This window comes from Natronolimnobius sp. AArcel1 (assembly GCF_011043775.1).
GTDB lineage: Archaea > Halobacteriota > Halobacteria > Halobacteriales > Natrialbaceae > Natronolimnobius.
Genome location: NZ_JAAKXY010000001.1, coordinates 34,947 through 51,687 on the forward strand (window position 1 = coordinate 34,947; position 16,741 = coordinate 51,687).

The 16,741-nt window shown below is 59.5% G+C and carries 15 protein-coding genes; 6 read left to right on the forward strand and 9 right to left on the reverse strand.

What is annotated here, in order from left to right:
- Positions 1 to 13: 13 nt before the first annotated feature.
- Complete coding sequence (gene folP, locus G6M89_RS00205) at positions 14 to 2,500, forward strand: dihydropteroate synthase (RefSeq protein ID WP_165159720.1); 2,487 nt, start codon at positions 14 to 16, stop codon at positions 2,498 to 2,500.
- Between the two features lies 1 nt (position 2,501).
- Here the strand turns inward: folP and G6M89_RS00210 are convergent, their stop codons facing one another.
- The 7 genes from G6M89_RS00210 to G6M89_RS00240 all read right to left on the reverse strand — a co-directional run bounded on the left by G6M89_RS00210 (position 2,502) and on the right by G6M89_RS00240 (position 9,702).
- Entirely contained in the window at positions 2,502 to 2,891 is a 390-nt protein-coding gene (locus G6M89_RS00210; protein WP_165159722.1) for a hypothetical protein, read from the reverse strand.
- Positions 2,892 to 2,982: 91 nt separating this feature from the next.
- Entirely contained in the window at positions 2,983 to 3,642 is a 660-nt protein-coding gene (locus G6M89_RS00215; RefSeq protein WP_165159724.1) for a helix-turn-helix domain-containing protein, read from the reverse strand.
- A 97-nt stretch (positions 3,643 to 3,739) separates the two neighbouring features.
- Complete coding sequence (locus G6M89_RS00220) at positions 3,740 to 4,729, reverse strand: aldo/keto reductase (protein ID WP_165159726.1); 990 nt, start codon at positions 4,727 to 4,729, stop codon at positions 3,740 to 3,742.
- Positions 4,730 to 4,803: 74 nt separating this feature from the next.
- Positions 4,804 to 5,043: a hypothetical protein gene (locus G6M89_RS00225; RefSeq protein WP_165159728.1), complete on the reverse strand. Its 240-nt coding sequence runs from the start codon at positions 5,041 to 5,043 to the stop codon at positions 4,804 to 4,806.
- Between the two features lie 97 nt (positions 5,044 to 5,140).
- Entirely contained in the window at positions 5,141 to 6,193 is a 1,053-nt protein-coding gene (locus tag G6M89_RS00230; RefSeq protein ID WP_165159730.1) for an aliphatic amidase, read from the reverse strand.
- 231 nt (positions 6,194 to 6,424) lie between these two features.
- Positions 6,425 to 7,381 carry a TIGR03557 family F420-dependent LLM class oxidoreductase gene (locus G6M89_RS00235; protein WP_165159732.1) on the reverse strand — a complete coding sequence of 319 codons (957 nt, stop codon included), beginning with the start codon at positions 7,379 to 7,381 and terminating at the stop codon, positions 6,425 to 6,427.
- A gap of 353 nt (positions 7,382 to 7,734) precedes the next feature.
- Entirely contained in the window at positions 7,735 to 9,702 is a 1,968-nt protein-coding gene (locus tag G6M89_RS00240; protein ID WP_165159734.1) for a 3-hydroxyacyl-CoA dehydrogenase/enoyl-CoA hydratase family protein, read from the reverse strand.
- 116 nt (positions 9,703 to 9,818) lie between these two features.
- Between G6M89_RS00240 and G6M89_RS00245 the strand changes: the two genes are divergently transcribed.
- From G6M89_RS00245 to G6M89_RS00265, 5 genes are all read left to right on the forward strand, one after another.
- Complete coding sequence (locus tag G6M89_RS00245) at positions 9,819 to 10,970, forward strand: acyl-CoA dehydrogenase family protein (RefSeq protein WP_165159736.1); 1,152 nt, start codon at positions 9,819 to 9,821, stop codon at positions 10,968 to 10,970.
- A gap of 225 nt (positions 10,971 to 11,195) precedes the next feature.
- On the forward strand, positions 11,196 to 11,531 hold the full coding sequence (locus G6M89_RS00250) for a hypothetical protein (RefSeq protein WP_165159738.1): 336 nt from the start codon (positions 11,196 to 11,198) through the stop codon (positions 11,529 to 11,531).
- 245 nt (positions 11,532 to 11,776) lie between these two features.
- Positions 11,777 to 12,067, forward strand: a complete 291-nt coding sequence (locus G6M89_RS00255; RefSeq protein WP_165159740.1) for a HalOD1 output domain-containing protein — start codon at positions 11,777 to 11,779, stop codon at positions 12,065 to 12,067.
- Positions 12,068 to 12,201: 134 nt separating this feature from the next.
- On the forward strand, positions 12,202 to 12,801 hold the full coding sequence (locus G6M89_RS00260) for a DUF420 domain-containing protein (RefSeq protein ID WP_165159742.1): 600 nt from the start codon (positions 12,202 to 12,204) through the stop codon (positions 12,799 to 12,801).
- Between the two features lie 81 nt (positions 12,802 to 12,882).
- Entirely contained in the window at positions 12,883 to 14,889 is a 2,007-nt protein-coding gene (locus G6M89_RS00265) for an ATP-binding protein (RefSeq protein ID WP_165159744.1), read from the forward strand.
- Positions 14,890 to 14,922: 33 nt separating this feature from the next.
- On the opposite strand, the gene G6M89_RS00270 is transcribed toward G6M89_RS00265, so the two are convergent.
- Both G6M89_RS00270 and G6M89_RS00275 read right to left on the reverse strand, forming a co-directional pair.
- Positions 14,923 to 15,699, reverse strand: a complete 777-nt coding sequence (locus G6M89_RS00270) for an ABC transporter permease (protein WP_165159746.1) — start codon at positions 15,697 to 15,699, stop codon at positions 14,923 to 14,925.
- Positions 15,696 to 16,685: an ABC transporter ATP-binding protein gene (locus tag G6M89_RS00275; RefSeq protein ID WP_165159748.1), complete on the reverse strand. Its 990-nt coding sequence runs from the start codon at positions 16,683 to 16,685 to the stop codon at positions 15,696 to 15,698. Before G6M89_RS00275 ends, G6M89_RS00270 begins: the two co-directional genes overlap by 4 nt.
- Positions 16,686 to 16,741: the final 56 nt, after the last annotated feature.

The window sequence follows — 16,741 nt, forward strand, 5'->3', positions numbered from 1 at the left end:
CTGTGGTTCGGATATGGAGTATCACGAGGCGGCGGACGCGCTCTTCGGGCTACGGCGGTTCGGTCCGAAACCGGGCACGGAGTCGACGGCCCGACTTCTCGCCCACCTCGAGGACCCCCACGATGGCGTCGATTTCGTGCAGGTTGCCGGCTCGAACGGGAAGGGAAGTACGGCACGGATGCTCGAGCGAACGCTTCGCGAGGCGGGGCTCTCGGTGGGACTGTACACCTCGCCGCATCTCGAGGATCTACGCGAGCGGGTACGGGTTGATGGACGCAAAATTCCACGTTCGGCTGTTTGTGCGTACGTCACAGCCATTCAGGAGTATTTGACGGAGCGGGCTGCCGATGGCGAGTCACCGACTTTCTTCGAGGCGATGACAGCCATGGCGCTGTGGCACTTCGACCGCGAGAACGTCGACGTAGCCGTCCTCGAGGTCGGTATCGGCGGCAAGTTCGACGCCACGAGTGTCGTCGATCCGATTGCGAGCGCAGTGACGAGCGTTACCTTAGAACACACAGGAATTCTGGGTGAGACAGTCGAGGAAATCGCGCGGGATAAGGCCCACGTTGCCCCCGCAGACGCGCCGTTGGTGACCGGCGTCACGGGGTCCCCACTCGAGGCAATTCGCGACGTGGCTGGCGAGGTGGTAACGGTCGGTTCTGCAAGCGAGGGAACCGAAGCGAACGACCGAACACGACCCGACGTTTGCGTCACCTACGACGGGTTGGCGAATCACGCCGAAGCGGGAGTCTCGATCACGGCCGATGACTGGGACCTCGAGACGCAGATTCCGCTACCGGGCGCACACCAGGCCGAAAACGCCGGCATCGCCGCAGCACTCGCCCGACAGGTCGCAGCTGCCTCGAGCGCCGAAATCGCCCGTGGACTGCGAAATGCCCACTGGCCCGGCCGGTTCGAAGTGATGGGGACCGACCCGCTGGTCGTCCTCGATGGCGCACACAATCCGGGTGCCTGCGAACAACTCAGTGCGACGCTCGAGCAGTATGAATACGAAAATCTCACGCTCGTCTTTGGCGCGATGCACGACAAAGACCACCGGGCGATGGCCGACGCCCTGCCAACGCCAGACAGCGTTATCGCAGCAGCGCCGTCTCTCGAGCGCGCCGAAAACCCGGCCGTTCTCGCTGACGTGTTCGACGACGCGGGCGTTTCGACCGTCCAAACGGAATCGGCCGTTGTCGACGCGCTCGAGACCGCGCTCTCGGACGCCGGGGCGGCTGACTGCGTGCTCGTCACTGGGTCGTTGTTTGCGGTCGCCGAAGCCCGCTCGCGCTGGACGCGAACGGACGTGTCGAAACGCATTCGCGACCGCTCGGAGGCTCGCGAGACGCTCGAGGACGCGGATGTGACGCCAGCGACCGCCCGGCGACTCGAGGGCGACGGCGTCCACCGTGTTGTGAAAACGACGCTGCAGCCCCGACAGGCAGACCGATTGCAGGAGGAACTGCTGCGTGTCGGCGGCGACTGTGCCATTGCCGACCACCAGTACGATGGCGAGCGCGTCGAAGCTGTCCTGATGGGCACGCTCACACAGTTCGACCGCCTCGTCGACACACTCGAGTCGGCCTCGGATGGTCTCGATGAGGTCGCACGAGAGTTGCAGCGAACGCTCGCGTTCGATACCGGCCAGCCCGGTGTCGGTGCGTCGACGAGCCACCCCGAGTACCCCTGGACCGACCGTACCGCCGTCATGGGCATTCTAAACGTCACGCCCGACAGTTTCCACGACGGCGGCGAGTACGACGCCCTCGAGGCTGCACTCTCGCAAGCCGAATCGATGGTCGAGGCCGGCGTGGACGTGATCGATGTCGGCGGCGAATCCACGCGTCCCGGCGCAGACCCCGTCTCGACGCAGGACGAAATCGACCGCGTCGTCCCCGTCATCGAACGCATTCGCGACCTCGAGAGCCACATCTCGATTGACACCCGCAAAGCCGCCGTCGCCGAGGCCGCACTCGAGGCTGGCGCGGATATCATCAACGACGTCTCCGGACTCGAGGACCCCGAAATGCGCTTTGTCGCGGCCGAGTACGACGCCGGCCTGATCGTCATGCACAGCATCAACGCGCCCGTCGTGCCGGACCAGGACGTGACCTACGATGACGTCGTCGAGGACGTCATCGACCAACTCTCAGAGCGCGTGTTGCTGGCCGAGAAGGCTGGCGTCGACCGCGACCGACTCATCATCGACCCCGGTATTGGCTTTGGCAAGTCCGCTCGCGAGAGCTTCGAAATGCTCGACCGACTCGGCGAGTTTCGCGCACTCGGCTGTCCCATCCTCGTTGGACACTCCCATAAGTCGATGTTCAGATACGTCGGCGGCGAGGCTGGTGACTGCCTTGCAGAAACCGTCGCGGCGAGCGCACTGGCAGCGGACCGCGGCGCAGATATCGTTCGCGTACACGACGTGCCCGAGAATGTCGCTGCGGTACGGACGGCGCTCGCGACACGCGATCCGGACCAGTTCGAGTGGTAATTTAGGACGTGTTCGGACGGGTTCTCAGAGTCACCTCGAGCAGCCCGTTCTCCATTGGGGCTGTAATCGACAGTCGCTCGAGCAGTGGCGTGAGCGTAACCTGTTCTGCGTGACGATCCCACTGGATGACGCCAGTATCGGCGAGCAGCGGGAGATGAGCGTGAGTCAATAAAAGCTCCACGTCGTTTTGCCGATCGACAGTCACGTGCGCCGGGTTGAGACCGTCTTCAGCGGCCGCAAGTTCGGCTGCTAACCGCGTGACGGACACCGACTTGCGGTGTTGCAACAGGAACTGCAATACGTCCCGCCGCCGTGAATCGGCCAACAGCTCATAGAGCGTGTCGAGAAACGCAGGTGTCCCTGCCTGCTCGAGTCGGAGTTGTTCAACCATGGCCGTCCACTCACAGGTGAGCACGAAAGCTCGACCGCCGGGCTGCTCATGGCCTTTATGTCGATTATACTGGTCTCGATGAATATCCGTGTTAAGTGTTTCGGGAATTGGGGTGATCGAAAGCACTCTGAAGCACTTTGTCGGCCCCGCGCCGAACCCGTTCTGAGAGCGCCTGTACCGAAACGTCGAGTTCTGTCGCCAGTTCCTCGAACGTCACCTCACGCGGGACTTTGAAGTAGCCTTGTTCGACGGCGAGCGAGAGTGCGTCGTACTGTGGGTCGGTCAGATCGTACTTGTGGCCGTCTCGATTCGTGTCGCTCAGTGATGAGACGCGATTGAGTTGATACGAAATGCCGTGAGCGTTACAGTACTGGTTGAACTGGGCGAGCCCAGAGTGGTCGTCGAATCGAATTCGAAACAGCCACTCGTCATCGCTGTGAGCCTCGAGAATCGATGCCTCTGAATCCGTGATTCCGGTAATGAGCTGTTCGGCGGGATCCTCCCATTCGATCTTATACAGCGCGCGGTCGTCGTACGCGTCAAGGACGGTAATCGACCGCACGTTTGGACTGTCGGACATCGTATTCTCGAAGGCCTGCAAGTCGGAGCCATACCCCCAGATGTAGGGCATGATCCGCTTTTCGGCGGGGACGACGCGCTCGAGTTCGACGGAGATGCCGGGGTGTTCAGCGATGATCTGCCCGAGCAGAAACTCGTCGGCTTGAATCGAAATTTCGGCGATGACGGTCATACTGACACGACGTGGTCGGCCGTATTAGACCGCCACCTTGGTGATTCATTGCCTAACCGCTGCAGATGGACGACGAAGACGTTTCCAGCGGACCGAGCTACCAGCGGTGGTGGACGTGCTCTGCGACGTATTCTTCGTAGACATCCTGGGTCGCGCCGTGGGCCTGACTCGAAAGCGACTCGAGGTCCGATACTGCCGCGTTCGAACGGACGTGCTCGGGCGAGGTCGTTCCCGGAATCACGCTCGAGACCGCCTCGTGGTCGAGAATCCAGCACAGCGTGAACTCGGCGGTTGTGAGGTTTTCGGGAACGTGTGCCTCGAGTGCGTCGACAGCGTCGTGGCCAGTCTCGTAGGGGACGCCCGCGAACGTCTCGCCCACGTCGAAGGCCTCCCCCTCGCGGTTGAAGTTGCGGTGGTCGTCTTCGGCGAACTCCTGGTCGCGCTCGAGTGCGCCCGTCAGCAAGCCGGAGGCGTAGGGAACGCGGACGATAACGCCGATATCATTCTTTCGGGCCTGCTCGAAGAACAGTTCGTTCGGACGCTGGCGGAACGGATTGAAGATGATCTGAACCGTCTCGACGACATCGTACTCGATGGCTTTCAGCGCCTCTTCGACCTTCTCGACACTGACGCCCGCGTGGGCGATTTTGCCGTCTGTTTTGAGTTGCTCGAGCGCCTCGAACGTCTCTGGCTGGTAGTACGCCTCGGTCGGCGGACAGTGCAGTTGCAGGAGATCGAGCGTCTCCATCCCGAGGTAGTCGCGGCTCCGGTCGACGAATCCCTCGAGGTTCTCGTGGGTGTAGCGCTCCGCTTCGTGGGGGTCGAGACGTCGCCCTGCTTTGGTCGCGACGAACACGTCGTCATAAGCGTCTTCTTCCTCGAGGACGTGGCCGATGTGGCGTTCGCTGCGCCCATCGCCGTAAACGTCTGCGGTGTCGATGAAGTCGATATCTGCCTCGAGGGCGGTGCGGACGACTTCGCGGCCGGTTTCGTCGCTCACATCGCCCCAACTGCCGCCGATGTTCCAGGTGCCGAGGCCGACTTCCGAGACGGTGTGACCGGTCGAACCGAGTCGTCGATGGTTCATACGTGGTTAGTTGGGCTGGTGGCGGGTATGGGTTTGCCTCGTGGCAATCGCTTCGGCCAGCCTCGAGGGGACAACTAATCGGGCGACTGTGATTGCGTGGGTCCATCGGAGCGCGGGCGTTTTCGTCGGTAGAAGACCAAAACGGCAACACCACCGATCACCGGCACGAGAACGAAGCCAGCGAAGAACGCCATCGCCCAGATATCGGCGCTTTCGATGCCACGACTCCGAGCGTCCTGATAGACCCAGGTGACGCCGGCCATTCCCACCACCACCCCCACTGCGAGGAGAATCTGCACGTCGAGTTGCACCATTGGACGACTCTCTCGCGTAGATGACTAAATAACCCAGTGCGACGCTGACGAAATCCGATGAGTGAGTGCCAGGTGTTCTTCAACGAGTCTCAAACGGTTAGTCGTCCGCGGGGTCAGGAACCTCAGTCTCTGTTGAGGTTGTCAGTCCCTCGAGCGGGACAGCTTCAGTGCCGGTCGTTTCCCGGGTGATCTTCTCGATGCGCTCTTCGGTCGATTCAGGATCGGTCACCCAGTCTTCATAGAAGTCAAACGGACACGCCGATTCCCCATCACCGAGTCCCGCGTCCTCAGTCGCAGTGTAGCCCCGGTGGAGGAGTTTATAGAGGTGATTCTGGCTCTGCCAGTTCTCTCGAGCGTCGCGAATAGCTGAGACGGAAAGTTCCGCGTACTGCCAGACGCCGGGTTCGGAGCCGCACTCGCCTAAGACACGGCCATCGAAGCCGACGATGTTTGACTTCCCAAAGAACGAGTACACTTCGTCCTGACCCGCCATGTTCGCGACAGCGACGTAGGCGTTATTCGCCCATGCGGAGTGGCGAGCGACGATCTCCTGTTGTTCAGCAGCAGGGTACATGTATCCCTGACAGCGAACGATCAGTTCGGCTCCCTTGTAGGCGCAATCACGCCAGATTTCAGGATAGTTACCATCGTCACAGATAATCAGACTAATCTGTAGTCCCTTTGGCCCCTCCGTGACATACGTCTGGTCTCCTGCGGTCCAGCCCTCGATCGGACACCAAGGGATGATTTTGCGATATTTTTGTCGGATCTCTCCTTCGTCGTCGATAAGCAACAGTGTGTTGTAGGGGTTTTTGTCAGGATGTTCCTCATGCTTCTCGCCGGTTAGCGAGAAGACACCCCACACATCGTTCTTACGGCAGGCTTCCGAGAAAATCTCCGTTTCAGGACCCGGTACCTCCGTCGCAAGATCCATCATCTGTTCCTCGTCGTAATTGATCCCTTGCGTGCTGTATTCGGGAAATATAACGAGATCAACGCCAGGTGCGCCCGCTTTGATCCCCTCTATTTTGTCTGCAAGGGCGTGACACTGCTCAAGAACTTCTTCTTTCGTCTCTGGACTCGGTGCATCCGTCTGGTGGACTGCGACGCCGACGGTATCCGGGGATGATGAAATATCTCCGTGCCTCATTAGTACCGTCTGTCAATCAATAACGGAGTTAAAAAAGACTTCTTCTTATATTGTATTACCAGTTGGGAGGATATTAGCTTGTTATTTTAGATTACTATCGTCCAATTATGCACCCATAAAATGGAAAATATCTTATTATAGACTTCCCTCGATTAAGTGCATTTGGGCGAGTTGTGGCTAGTTAATTTGACGTTCGTAGGAATATGGGGGAGAACAACAAGGTCGATGTAGTCACCGCAGCGACGGCAGCACTTCTTCCTCGTAAAACTCGAGTGCGGGCCCCTGCTCCGGGCCGATCTGGTGGAAGTAGACGTGGTCGTAGCCAGTGTCGATGGCCTGCTCGAAGCTATCGATGTGGGCCTGTGGGTCAGGGCTGGTAATTGTCGCGGATTCTTCGATATCGTCTTTATCGACCAGCTGGGCGGCCTGATCGAAGTGTGCCGGTGTCGGAAGTTCCTGGGCAAGTTCGCCCGGAATCGAGCCGTTCGGCCAGTACTCGTACACGGTGTCGACGGCTTCTGCCTCGGTTTCGGCGTAGCACCCATGTAGTTGCGTATACGCCGGCCCGTCGCCGCCGGCGTCCTCGTAGGCCTCGACTGGCGCTTCTTTCGGGCCGGAACACCAGAGCCCGTCAGTTTCCTCGGCGACCCACTCGGCAGTTTGGGGGCCGAAGGCGCTCCCGATCACCGTCGGCTGCTCGTCGGGACAGGTGTAGAGGCGCGCGTTCTCGAGCGTGTAGTGCTCGCCGTGGTGACTGACCGTTTCGCCAGTCCACAGTTTCCGCATGGCCTCGAGTGATTCGTCGAGCATCTCGAGGCGAACGTCGTGTTCGGGCCAGCGGTCGCCGGTGACGTGCTCGTTTAAGTTCTCGCCGGTTCCGATGCCGAACGTGAATCGGTCACCGAACATCTCATCGACTGTGGCGACTGCGTGGGCGACGTTGACCGGATGGATACGAATCGTCGGGCAGGTAACGCCGACGCCAACCTCGATATCGTCGGTCGCCTCGGCGATTGCACCAAGTGTGGACCAGACGAACGGCGATTCGCCCTGTGCTGAGACCCACGGATGGAAGTGATCCGAAATTGAGAGAAAGTCAAAGCCAGCCGCTTCGGCTCGTTTAGCCATTTCAACCAATTCCATCGGTTTGTGCTCCTCGCTCGAGAGGGTGTATCCGAGTTGTGTCATTCCTGACTCGCTACCACGGATTTTGGGGTAATGGTTGAGCCTGCGAGTACGCGGTTCGAGCGAGTGAAACGAGTGAGAACCGCGGCAAAGCGAACGGGGAGCGAAGCGACCCGTGAGCCGCGACCCAAGCAAGAAGTATGTCCACTTGGACAGTAAACGGAGTGAACCGTGCGCCGCGGAGTGAGAACCGCATTACTGCGAATAGTGCGGGATCAGCGACCTCACGAACCGTGCGAACGGGCGCGAAGTTCCCGTGAGCCACAACCCATACGAGAGCTGTGCTACCTCGAGCACCAACCAACAAAACCCCACGAAAACAAGCACGAAACGCGAGCCGCGAAAACGTTCCTTCGTTACTTCCCTTCGAATTCAGGCTCGCCGTCACCCATGAACGCCGTCATGCCCTCCATGAGGTCCTCCGTGCCCATGAGGTGTCCGAACGCGGAGGCTTCGTACTCGAGGCCGGCATCCGTGTCGTCGCGGCCGGCGAGCATCGCGCGCTTGGTGAACTTCTGGGCGATTGGCGGCCCACCGGCCAGGTCGGTCGCAAGCTCGAGGGCTGCATCGAGAAGGTCGTCGTTGTCGACGACGTCGTTGACGAAGCCGTAGTCGGCCATGGTCTCGGCCTCGAAGCGCTCTGCGGTGAGGATAATCTCCTTCGCGCGGCCCTCACCGACGATGTGTTTCAAGCGCTGGGTGCCGCCCCAGCCGGGCAGCAAGCCGAGATCGAGTTCGGGCTGGCCGAACTCCGAGCGCTCGCTGGCGACGCGCAGGTCAGCACAGGTCGCAAGCTCCATGCCGCCGCCGAGACAGTAGCCGTCGATTCCCGCGACAACAGGCAGGTCGCAGGCCTCGAGTTTGCCGAAGGTCTGTTGGCCCTCCCGGGAGAGTTCCTGGCCCTGTATCGGATCCGCACCGCTTGCCATGCTCTGGACGTCAGCACCGGCCGAGAACGCGCGGTCGCCCTCGCCCGTAAGCAGGATCGAGCGGACCTCGTCGTCTTCCTCGAGCAGGTCAATCGCCTCGGATAACTCGGCGAGCAGTTCGTTGCTGATGGTGTTCATCCGGTGTGGACGGTCGATGACGATGTGGCCGACCATGTCGCCGGGGTACTCGACGCGGATTGCCTCGAACTCGACGCCGTCGTCGCTCTCGTCGCTTTCGTAGAAGCCGCCTTCGTCGGCGCGCTCGGTGAGATACTCTGCGGGTGCGTAGCGCTCGTGACCCGTTTCCTCGTAGGCCTCCTCGAGCGTGTCGTGAAGCTCCTCGAGGCCGTAGTCGTCGACGAGTTTCACGGGACCATCGGGGAAGCCGGCACCGAGCTGGACGGCCTCGTCGATGGAGTTCGGTGGCGCAACGTCGCCGCCGACGAGTTTCGCAACCTCGTTCGCCATGGCCGCGAGCAGGCGCTTTTCGACGAGGTCGGACTGCTCGTCGGTCGGAATGTCGACACCGCCGTTGTCGTAGTCGTAGAACCCTTTGCCAGTCTTTTTGCCCAGTTCCTCACTCTCGACTTTCGACTCGAACAGCGGGCTTGGCTCGTAGGCCTCGCCGAGGACCTCGTTCATATACTCGAGGACGTGATAGCCCACGTCGATACCGGTGAGGTCGGCGAGTTCGAAACTGCCCATCGGCAGGCCCATGCCGTACTTCGTTGTGGAGTCGACCTCGGCGATGGAGGCTTCGTCCTCGCTGACGAGCCAGCAGGCCTCGTTCATCAGCGGCACGAGAATCCGGTTGACGATGAAGCCCGGTTCGTCTTTGTGTACGCGTACAGGCGACTTGTCGAACGCCTCGGCCAATTCCTCAACGGCCTCGAGCGTCTCCTCGGCCGTGTCAGCGCCCGAAATCACTTCAACGAGATCCATCCGAACTGGCGGGTTGAAAAAGTGCATGCCACAGAACTGCGCTGGGCGCTCTGTGACTCCCGCAAGTTCCGTAATCGAGAGACTCGAGGTGTTCGTCGCAAACAGCGCGCGGTCTGGGGCGTACTCCTCGACCTCCCCGTAGACGTCTTTCTTAATGTCCATCTGTTCGGGGACGGCCTCGATGATGACGTCGGCGTCGCCGACGGCTTCTTCCATGTCGACCAGCGGCGTGACGCGCGCTAAGGCGGCGTCGGCTTCGTCTTCCGAGAGGCGGTCTTTTTCGGCGAGTTTGCCGAGTGACCACTCGATTTGCTCGTAGCCGTTCTGGACGAACTCCTCTTTGATGTCACGCATCGCCACGTCATAGCCAGCAATCGCGGCAACTTCCGCGATTCCATGACCCATATTTCCGGCACCGAGAACTGCGACGGTGTTGATATCTTCGACGTCCATACGTCGTAATGCGATGGGGAGCTGTTTGAACGTTTCCCCATTCCCTTGGAAAAACTATGTTTAGGTTTATGTCTGGTTACAAAGGTCTTTATCAATAGCCATAGTTAGAGTCCCACATGGACTTTGGCCTTTCTGACGAACAAGAACAGATCCGCGACGAAATTCAGCGCTTCGCAGAGAACGAAATCGTTCCCGTCGCCGCCGAATACGACGAGGAAGAGAAGTATCCACACGAGATTATCGACAAGGCAGCCGAGATGGGCCTGACCGGCGCGTACATCCCAATCGAGTACGGCGGCGCTGGCTACTCCATCCTCGATACAGCGATCATCACCGAGGAACTGTTCGCGTACGACCCTGGCATTGCGCTCTCGATCGTCTCGACTTCCTTCGGCTGTGAGGCAATCATGAACTTCGGCACTGAAGAACAAAAAGAGCGCTTCTTAGAGCCCGTTGCAATGGGCGAGAAGATTTCGGGCGCAGCAATCTCTGAGCCAGATACCGGCTCCGACGTCTCCTCCGTCTCCACGCGTGCCGAAAAGGACGGTGACGAGTGGGTCATCAACGGCAACAAGATGTGGATCACGAACGGCTCTATCGGGGACTTCTTCGTCGTCCTGTGTGAGACCAATCCCGACGCCGAGGGTCGCTACAACGGCTTCAGCCAGATCGTCGTCGAATCCGACCGCGACGGCTTCAGTGCCGAGAAGATCACCGGCAAACTGGGCATCCGCGCCTCCGACACCGCCGAACTCGTCTTCGACGACGTTCGCGTTCCCGAGGAGAACCTCATCGGCACCAAAGACGCCGCCTTCATGCAACAGATGCAGTTCTTCGACGAAACCCGAACCGCCGTCGCCGCACAGGGCGTCGGCATCGCAAAAGGCGCACTTCGGGCCGCCCTCGAGTACGCCCAAGACCGCGAACAGTTTGGCAAGTCGATCTCGGAGTTCCAGGCCATCCAGCACAAACTCGCCGAGATGGCAACTGACACCGAGGCCGCCCGCAACTTGACGTATAAGGCTGCCTGGAACGTCGATCAGGGCGGTGACGTGACCAAACTCGCCTCGATGGCCAAAGAGCAAGCGTCCCGCGTCGCCGTCGAGGTCGCAGACGAAGCGGTCCAGATCCACGGCGGCGCTGGCTACGTTAACGACTTCCCCGTCGAGCGATTCTACCGCGACGCCAAGATCACCCAGATCTACGAGGGCACGACCGAAATCCAGAAAAACATCATCGCTCGAGAGTTGCTCGGCAAAGGGTTCTAACGAGAACCCGTTCAATCCGGTCCTGAACGTCACCAATCCTGAAATACGTTTGCGAATTGGTGTACACAAATGAGTGTGCTCCGGACGGTGTGGTGTACAGATATTTATTTCTGGATCAGTTATTCCAACTACTCACGCTATTTTATACACTCTGTGGGTAATTCGACCAATCTAACCGTTTGCTGAGCAAGAAAGCTTATACCGGACGGTTCAACTCTTGCAATTATGGCACGCGATAATCCGGTCCAACGTCGGAGCCAAACAGCATCAACAGACGACTCACACCTCCCGAATCTCGTGACCATCGTTGGTCGCGGCGTTCCCTCGAACTTCGAGATCGCCGTCGACGGTGAAATCGAGATGCTCGCAGACGACCCCGTTGCGGAAGCGACGGTCGTCTCCGAGAACGTTGCCGAAGGGGCAATCGACGTCGGTGTGCAACGATTCCGGTTCTCAGGCGACATGGCAAACGTCCGCGTCGTCGACTGGAACGGTGTCCCCGCACCAGAATCGTCGAGTACACCGAACGTTCACGTCGATTACAACGTTTCTGGCCGATAATACCGACTTCGGGTAGGGGTTTTACGGAGTATCCATCTCCTTGAGTACAATCGCTACAAGAATTTGTTTGATTACTAGTACATGTTGGCTACCTCATGGGAGTTACAACAGATGGATGCCCAGAATCAACAGACAGCGCCCTGCTTCGACTCACCTTCGATATCGAAGGTCATCTGAATGTATCTGTCAACCTGGGTAGTTGATATGAGTAGTTTTATTCGATACGGTTTGGAAGTATGTGGTGTATGGAGAGTGGTGGCGATAGCGTCGATGGGGCAGTTCGAAAACCACCGAGTCGAGCCGTTATCGAAGCGGTTGCAGATGCAGAAGGCGTCTCTCCGGTCGATTTACGACCGCCAGAGTATGAACCCTTACATGCGGCCATTGATCCCGAATCGCTCGATGGATTGTTCGACAGCCAGGCTGATGGAACGCCTCGAGTTGGTGGTTCTGTCTCGTTTCACTACTGCGATTATCACGTCATCGTGACGGCAGACGCCAACGTCACTCTCGAGTCGGATACGGACGAAGAATAAGTTGGCAGGGCCTGACCAACAGCGACTCGAGTCAATAGCCGGTGAGACCGACGGGGGCGCTGTGGCGAACGTGTTCGGAGACGGGCAACCGCAGAACAAGAAGACAAATACGCCATCGCTCCAACGGTTCGATAATGGCAACCGTGGACGCGAAACGGCAGCTTCGAGAGCGCCCTGTCGGCATCACACTGCTGTTGACGGTGGTCGGTTACACACTCGTCATCGGCACGTTCGTCCTGGATGTTCCGCTGTATCCTGATCTGACGAACGCACAGGTGAATCTCTTTACGCACGCGATTGCGGTGATCAACGCGGTGACAACGGTATTGTTACTCTGTGGCTGGTACTGGATTCGTGCCGGCGAAACGGAAAAACATCGCGCGGCAATGTTGGGGAGTTTTGCGACGATTTTACTCTTTCTGGTCGTCTATCTCATTCGGGTTGGTGGCGGCGGAACGAAGGAGTTCGTCGGCGACGAACTCGTGCGAAACGCCTACCTCATCATGCTGGCGATCCACATCATCCTCTCGATCGTCGCCGTTCCAGTCGTCCTCTACGCACTCATCCTTGGGCTGACCCACACGCCCGCAGAACTGCGCGAGACCGCCCACGCTCGAGTTGGTCGAATTGCGGCCGGATCGTGGATTCTGAGTCTCGTTCTCGGCATTGTCACGTACCTCATGCTCAATCACATCTACGACTACGAGTTCGCGATGATCGTGGGACTGCCCTAACATGAATAACGTATAGCGTTCTCTACTTGTCAGCAGCTTTGGAATGACCTTTACCCCTGCGAAGGCGGTACTAGCGGTGAGATGGGGCCGTCGAACCACCGATCGACCGACGAACCCGAGCAGTATCTCCACCAGCAACAGGTTCTCGCCGATCTGGGGAGTCGCGCCCTTGAGACGGAGTCCCTTGAAAACCTCTTTCAAGACGCCACAGAGACGGTGCTCGACATACTGCCGGTGGATCGGTGTGCGATTCTCGAGTATCGGGCGGGTAGTGACGGCCACGACAACGATAGCCAGGTTATTCTGCGAACGGTCGCTGGAACGGATGCAACGGATACGCCACAGACGACAAGCCCAATAGAAACGGAAACACAAGCCGGCTACGCACTCGAGGCTGACGGCCCTGTCGTTGTCGAGGATCTCCGAACTGACCCGCAGTTTCGGGCAGCGGATCCGTTTTTTGACGGTGAGGCAATCGCAGGTGTGGCTGTCAGCATCGGGCCCACAACAGAGCCGTGGGGCGTTCTCTGTGCACATTCGACGACGAGTGAACCGGCTGTCACCGCTGGCGTCCCCGTGTTGCAAAACGTCGCAAATATCCTCGCATCGACGCTCCAGCGCGAATGCACGGCACGACAACACGACGAAGAGGCAGCGTTCAGACGGACGGTTCTCGAGACCTGCCCACTCGGAATCACGCTGATCGACGCCGATGGGATGAACGAGTTTGCCAATGAGCGTGCCGAAGCGTTGCTTGGACGGTCGAATCCAGAGTTACAGACATACGCACACGATGACGATCGGTGGAGTCTCATCGACGAACACGGTGAGGAACTCGCTGAAGCGGACCTGCCGTTCGCAACGGTCCGCGAAACGGGTGAGCCAGTGTACGACGAAACCGTCGGTATCGAACATCCCGATGGCGAGCGGGTCTGGCTCTCAGCACACTGTGGGCCAGTCATCCACGGTAGTGAGTTCGAAGGTGCCGTCTACGCCCTTCGGGACATCACCGAGCGACGACGTCTCGAGAGCAAACTCGAGGAAATTCTCGGCCGCGTCGACGATGCGATCTGTGCGCTCGATACGGACCTGCGATATACACACGTTAACGAACGCGCCGAGGAACTCCTTCAGCAGTCCGAATCGGAACTGCTTGGCGAACGACTCTGGGAGCGGTTTCCCGAGGCGACCGAAGACGAAGCCGTCCAGCAGAGTTTCGAAGAGGCACTCGAGACCCTCGAGCAGACCAGTTACGAACATTACTACGAACCTGTCGACGCCTGGTTCGAAGTGACTCTGTACCCGTCTGAAACTGGCATTTCGGTCTACTTCCGTGATATCACTGAGCGCAAAGAGTCCCAGCGCCAACTCGAGGAGTCAAACGAGCGACTCGAGCAGTTCGCCTATGCGGCCAGTCACGATTTACAGGAGCCCCTGCGGATGGTGACGAGCTATCTGCAGTTGATTGAGGGCCGCTACAGCGATGAGTTAGACGACGACGCACAGGAGTTCATTGACTTCGCGGTCGACGGTGCCGAGCGGATGCGTGAGATGATCGATGGGTTGCTTGCGTTCTCGCGAGTCGAAACGCAGGGAGCACCGTTCGAACCAGTCGATCTGAACGATGTACTTGCAGATGTGAGACGCGACTTGCGTGTCCAGATCGACGAGCAAGAGGCGACGATTACAGCCGACTCGCTGCCGACTGTCTACGGCGACGGCAATCAGTTGCGACAGGTCATCCAGAACCTGCTTTCGAATGCGATTACCTACGCCGGTGACGAGCCGCCGGAAATCGAAATCTCGAGCGAGCGCCACAGCCGAAACTGGTGGCGGATCGACGTCAGTGACGCCGGTATCGGGATCGAGCCCGAAGACGCAGCGCGCGTCTTTGGCGTCTTTCAGCGGCTACACGCGGACGATGAGGGTTCTGGGAGCGGCATTGGGCTGGCGCTGTGTGAGCGAATCGTCGAACGCCACGGTGGCGACATCTGGGTTGACTCCGAACCGGGCGAGGGATCGACATTTTCGCTGACGCTTCCCACACTCGAGGGCAATGCACCGGCGGAATCCATCGACTCCGCCTAGTCGACACAACTCCACCGATACCGCGTCCTCCACTCAATCCGTCTGCGGAATCGAGCGCGCACCGAGTGCGAACGCAACGAGAGCGATTGCAAGCAGTATCCCGAGATTCGAAATGGCGGGGTCAATGCCGGCGATTGACGCTGTTTCTGCTGTCTCCGGGGCCGTCGCCGCACGCACGCCACGCGAAAAGTACGTCAATGGCGAGAGGTTCACCAGCGGCTCGAACCAGCCGGGTAGTTGCTCGAGCGAGATGAACGTCTCAGACAGAAAGAGCAACGGTAGTCCAATCGCGTTACTGGCAGTGACTGCACCGTCTCGAGAGTCGGTGTAGCTGCCAAGCATCGAGCCGATGCCACAGAAGGCAACGACGCCGACAAAGACGTAGATGACCAACAGCGGCGAGTACGCAATCTCCGCGCCCGTCAGCAGAACGACGAGTGCGAGAATCAACACGCAGGCAATAGCGATGATGACGGCGTTGACGAGCGTCTGGGCGAGCAGCCACTCCGGTCGTGATAGTGGTGTCGTCGCGAGTTTTTCGAATCGACTCCCTTCACGGTGGCGCGCAACCTCACTTCCCATCCTCGAGAACGGTGTAAAGAGGACGACGACGGCGAGATAGCCAGGCACGTAGTAGGCAGCGGGTTCTGCGAAGAGGCCGCCGTCGCCGGGGTCCGTCCGAACCAGCGCGCCGAAGATGACAATCAAGATTACGGGGAAGAAAAAGGTAAAGAAGACGGCTGTCCGCCGGCGGATAAACGAGCGCCAGCCAGCCCCGGTTTCCGCACGGATGCGTGACAGCCGGCTCATGCCGTTTCACCCGTCTGTGTGGCATTGGCATCCTGCGTATCTGTATCCGTCTCCGTTTCGGCGGCCGTCCGTTCGCGCTCAGTCGCATCCGCCAGTGTGAGATAGACGTCCTCGAGGTCGGGTTCGGCCCACGCTAGCCCCGAGTACGTGAGGTTGTTCGTCTCGAGATAGGTGACGACTGTGGCAATTTCGGCGGGTTCGATATCGCGGACGACAACGCCGTTGGCTTGGCTTTGGCGGCCGGTCCCGGTTGATTCCGTGACGGGAAATGCAAGGTCGTCGAACGCACTCATTGGCGCTGGCGTTTCGATCGTCAGCTGACTCGAGCCGGCGTGATCGGCGATGAGGGCTGCGGGCGTGCCCTGTGCGACAAGCGAGCCGTTAGCGAGGAGGCCAACGCGGTCTGCGAGGCGCTCGGCTTCGGCCATATCGTGGGTCGTCAACAGGACGGTCGTTCCTGCCGCAGTAAGGTTTTCGATGAGTCGCCAGATCGTTCGTCGCCCGGCGGGGTCGATACCGGTCGTGGGCTCATCAAGGACGAGCACGTCTGGATCGTTGACCAGCGTCGCTCCGACGCAGGCGCGTCGTTGTTGGCCGCCCGAGAGGTTCTCATACCACGTTTCGCCGGCATCGACAAGACCCACGTCAGCCAACACGTCCGCCGGATCACGAGGGTCATCATAGAGTCCAGCGTAGTACGTCAGCAGTTCCTGTGCGGTCAGTCGATCCGGCGGCGAAAAGTCCTGTGGCAACACCCCAAGTCGATCCCGATCGATTTCGGTCGGCGACTGCTCGAGGATGCGAACAGCGCCGGAATCGGGGTCAAGCGTCCCGGTCAGTGCGCGCACGAGCGTGGTCTTTCCGGCACCGTTTGGGCCGATGAGGGCGTAGACCTCGCCGGATTCGACGGACAGCGACGCGTCCGACAACGCCACTGTCTCGCCGTAGGCCTTCGCTACATTTGTCGCTTCGACGACGGCGGTCATACTGGTGGCTAGCAACGCATCGTGGGTAAGGCGTTCGTTTCTCGTGGGCGTTCCGT

Coding starts and splice junctions, on each gene's coding strand:
- G6M89_RS00210 (WP_165159722.1), bottom strand. CDS start 2,891: ATGGTTGAACAACTCCGACTCGAGCAGGCAGGGACACCTGCGTTTCTC.
- G6M89_RS00240 (WP_165159734.1), bottom strand. CDS start 9,702: ATGGACGTCGAAGATATCAACACCGTCGCAGTTCTCGGTGCCGGAAAT.
- G6M89_RS00250 (WP_165159738.1), top strand. CDS start 11,196: ATGGCACGCGATAATCCGGTCCAACGTCGGAGCCAAACAGCATCAACA.
- G6M89_RS00270 (WP_165159746.1), bottom strand. CDS start 15,699: ATGAGCCGGCTGTCACGCATCCGTGCGGAAACCGGGGCTGGCTGGCGC.
- G6M89_RS00235 (WP_165159732.1), bottom strand. CDS start 7,381: ATGACACAACTCGGATACACCCTCTCGAGCGAGGAGCACAAACCGATG.
- G6M89_RS00275 (WP_165159748.1), bottom strand. CDS start 16,685: ATGACCGCCGTCGTCGAAGCGACAAATGTAGCGAAGGCCTACGGCGAG.
- G6M89_RS00220 (WP_165159726.1), bottom strand. CDS start 4,729: ATGAACCATCGACGACTCGGTTCGACCGGTCACACCGTCTCGGAAGTC.
- G6M89_RS00225 (WP_165159728.1), bottom strand. CDS start 5,043: ATGGTGCAACTCGACGTGCAGATTCTCCTCGCAGTGGGGGTGGTGGTG.
- folP (WP_165159720.1), top strand. CDS start 14: ATGGAGTATCACGAGGCGGCGGACGCGCTCTTCGGGCTACGGCGGTTC.
- G6M89_RS00255 (WP_165159740.1), top strand. CDS start 11,777: ATGGAGAGTGGTGGCGATAGCGTCGATGGGGCAGTTCGAAAACCACCG.
- G6M89_RS00215 (WP_165159724.1), bottom strand. CDS start 3,642: ATGACCGTCATCGCCGAAATTTCGATTCAAGCCGACGAGTTTCTGCTC.
- G6M89_RS00260 (WP_165159742.1), top strand. CDS start 12,202: ATGGCAACCGTGGACGCGAAACGGCAGCTTCGAGAGCGCCCTGTCGGC.
- G6M89_RS00265 (WP_165159744.1), top strand. CDS start 12,883: ATGGGGCCGTCGAACCACCGATCGACCGACGAACCCGAGCAGTATCTC.
- G6M89_RS00230 (WP_165159730.1), bottom strand. CDS start 6,193: ATGAGGCACGGAGATATTTCATCATCCCCGGATACCGTCGGCGTCGCA.
- G6M89_RS00245 (WP_165159736.1), top strand. CDS start 9,819: ATGGACTTTGGCCTTTCTGACGAACAAGAACAGATCCGCGACGAAATT.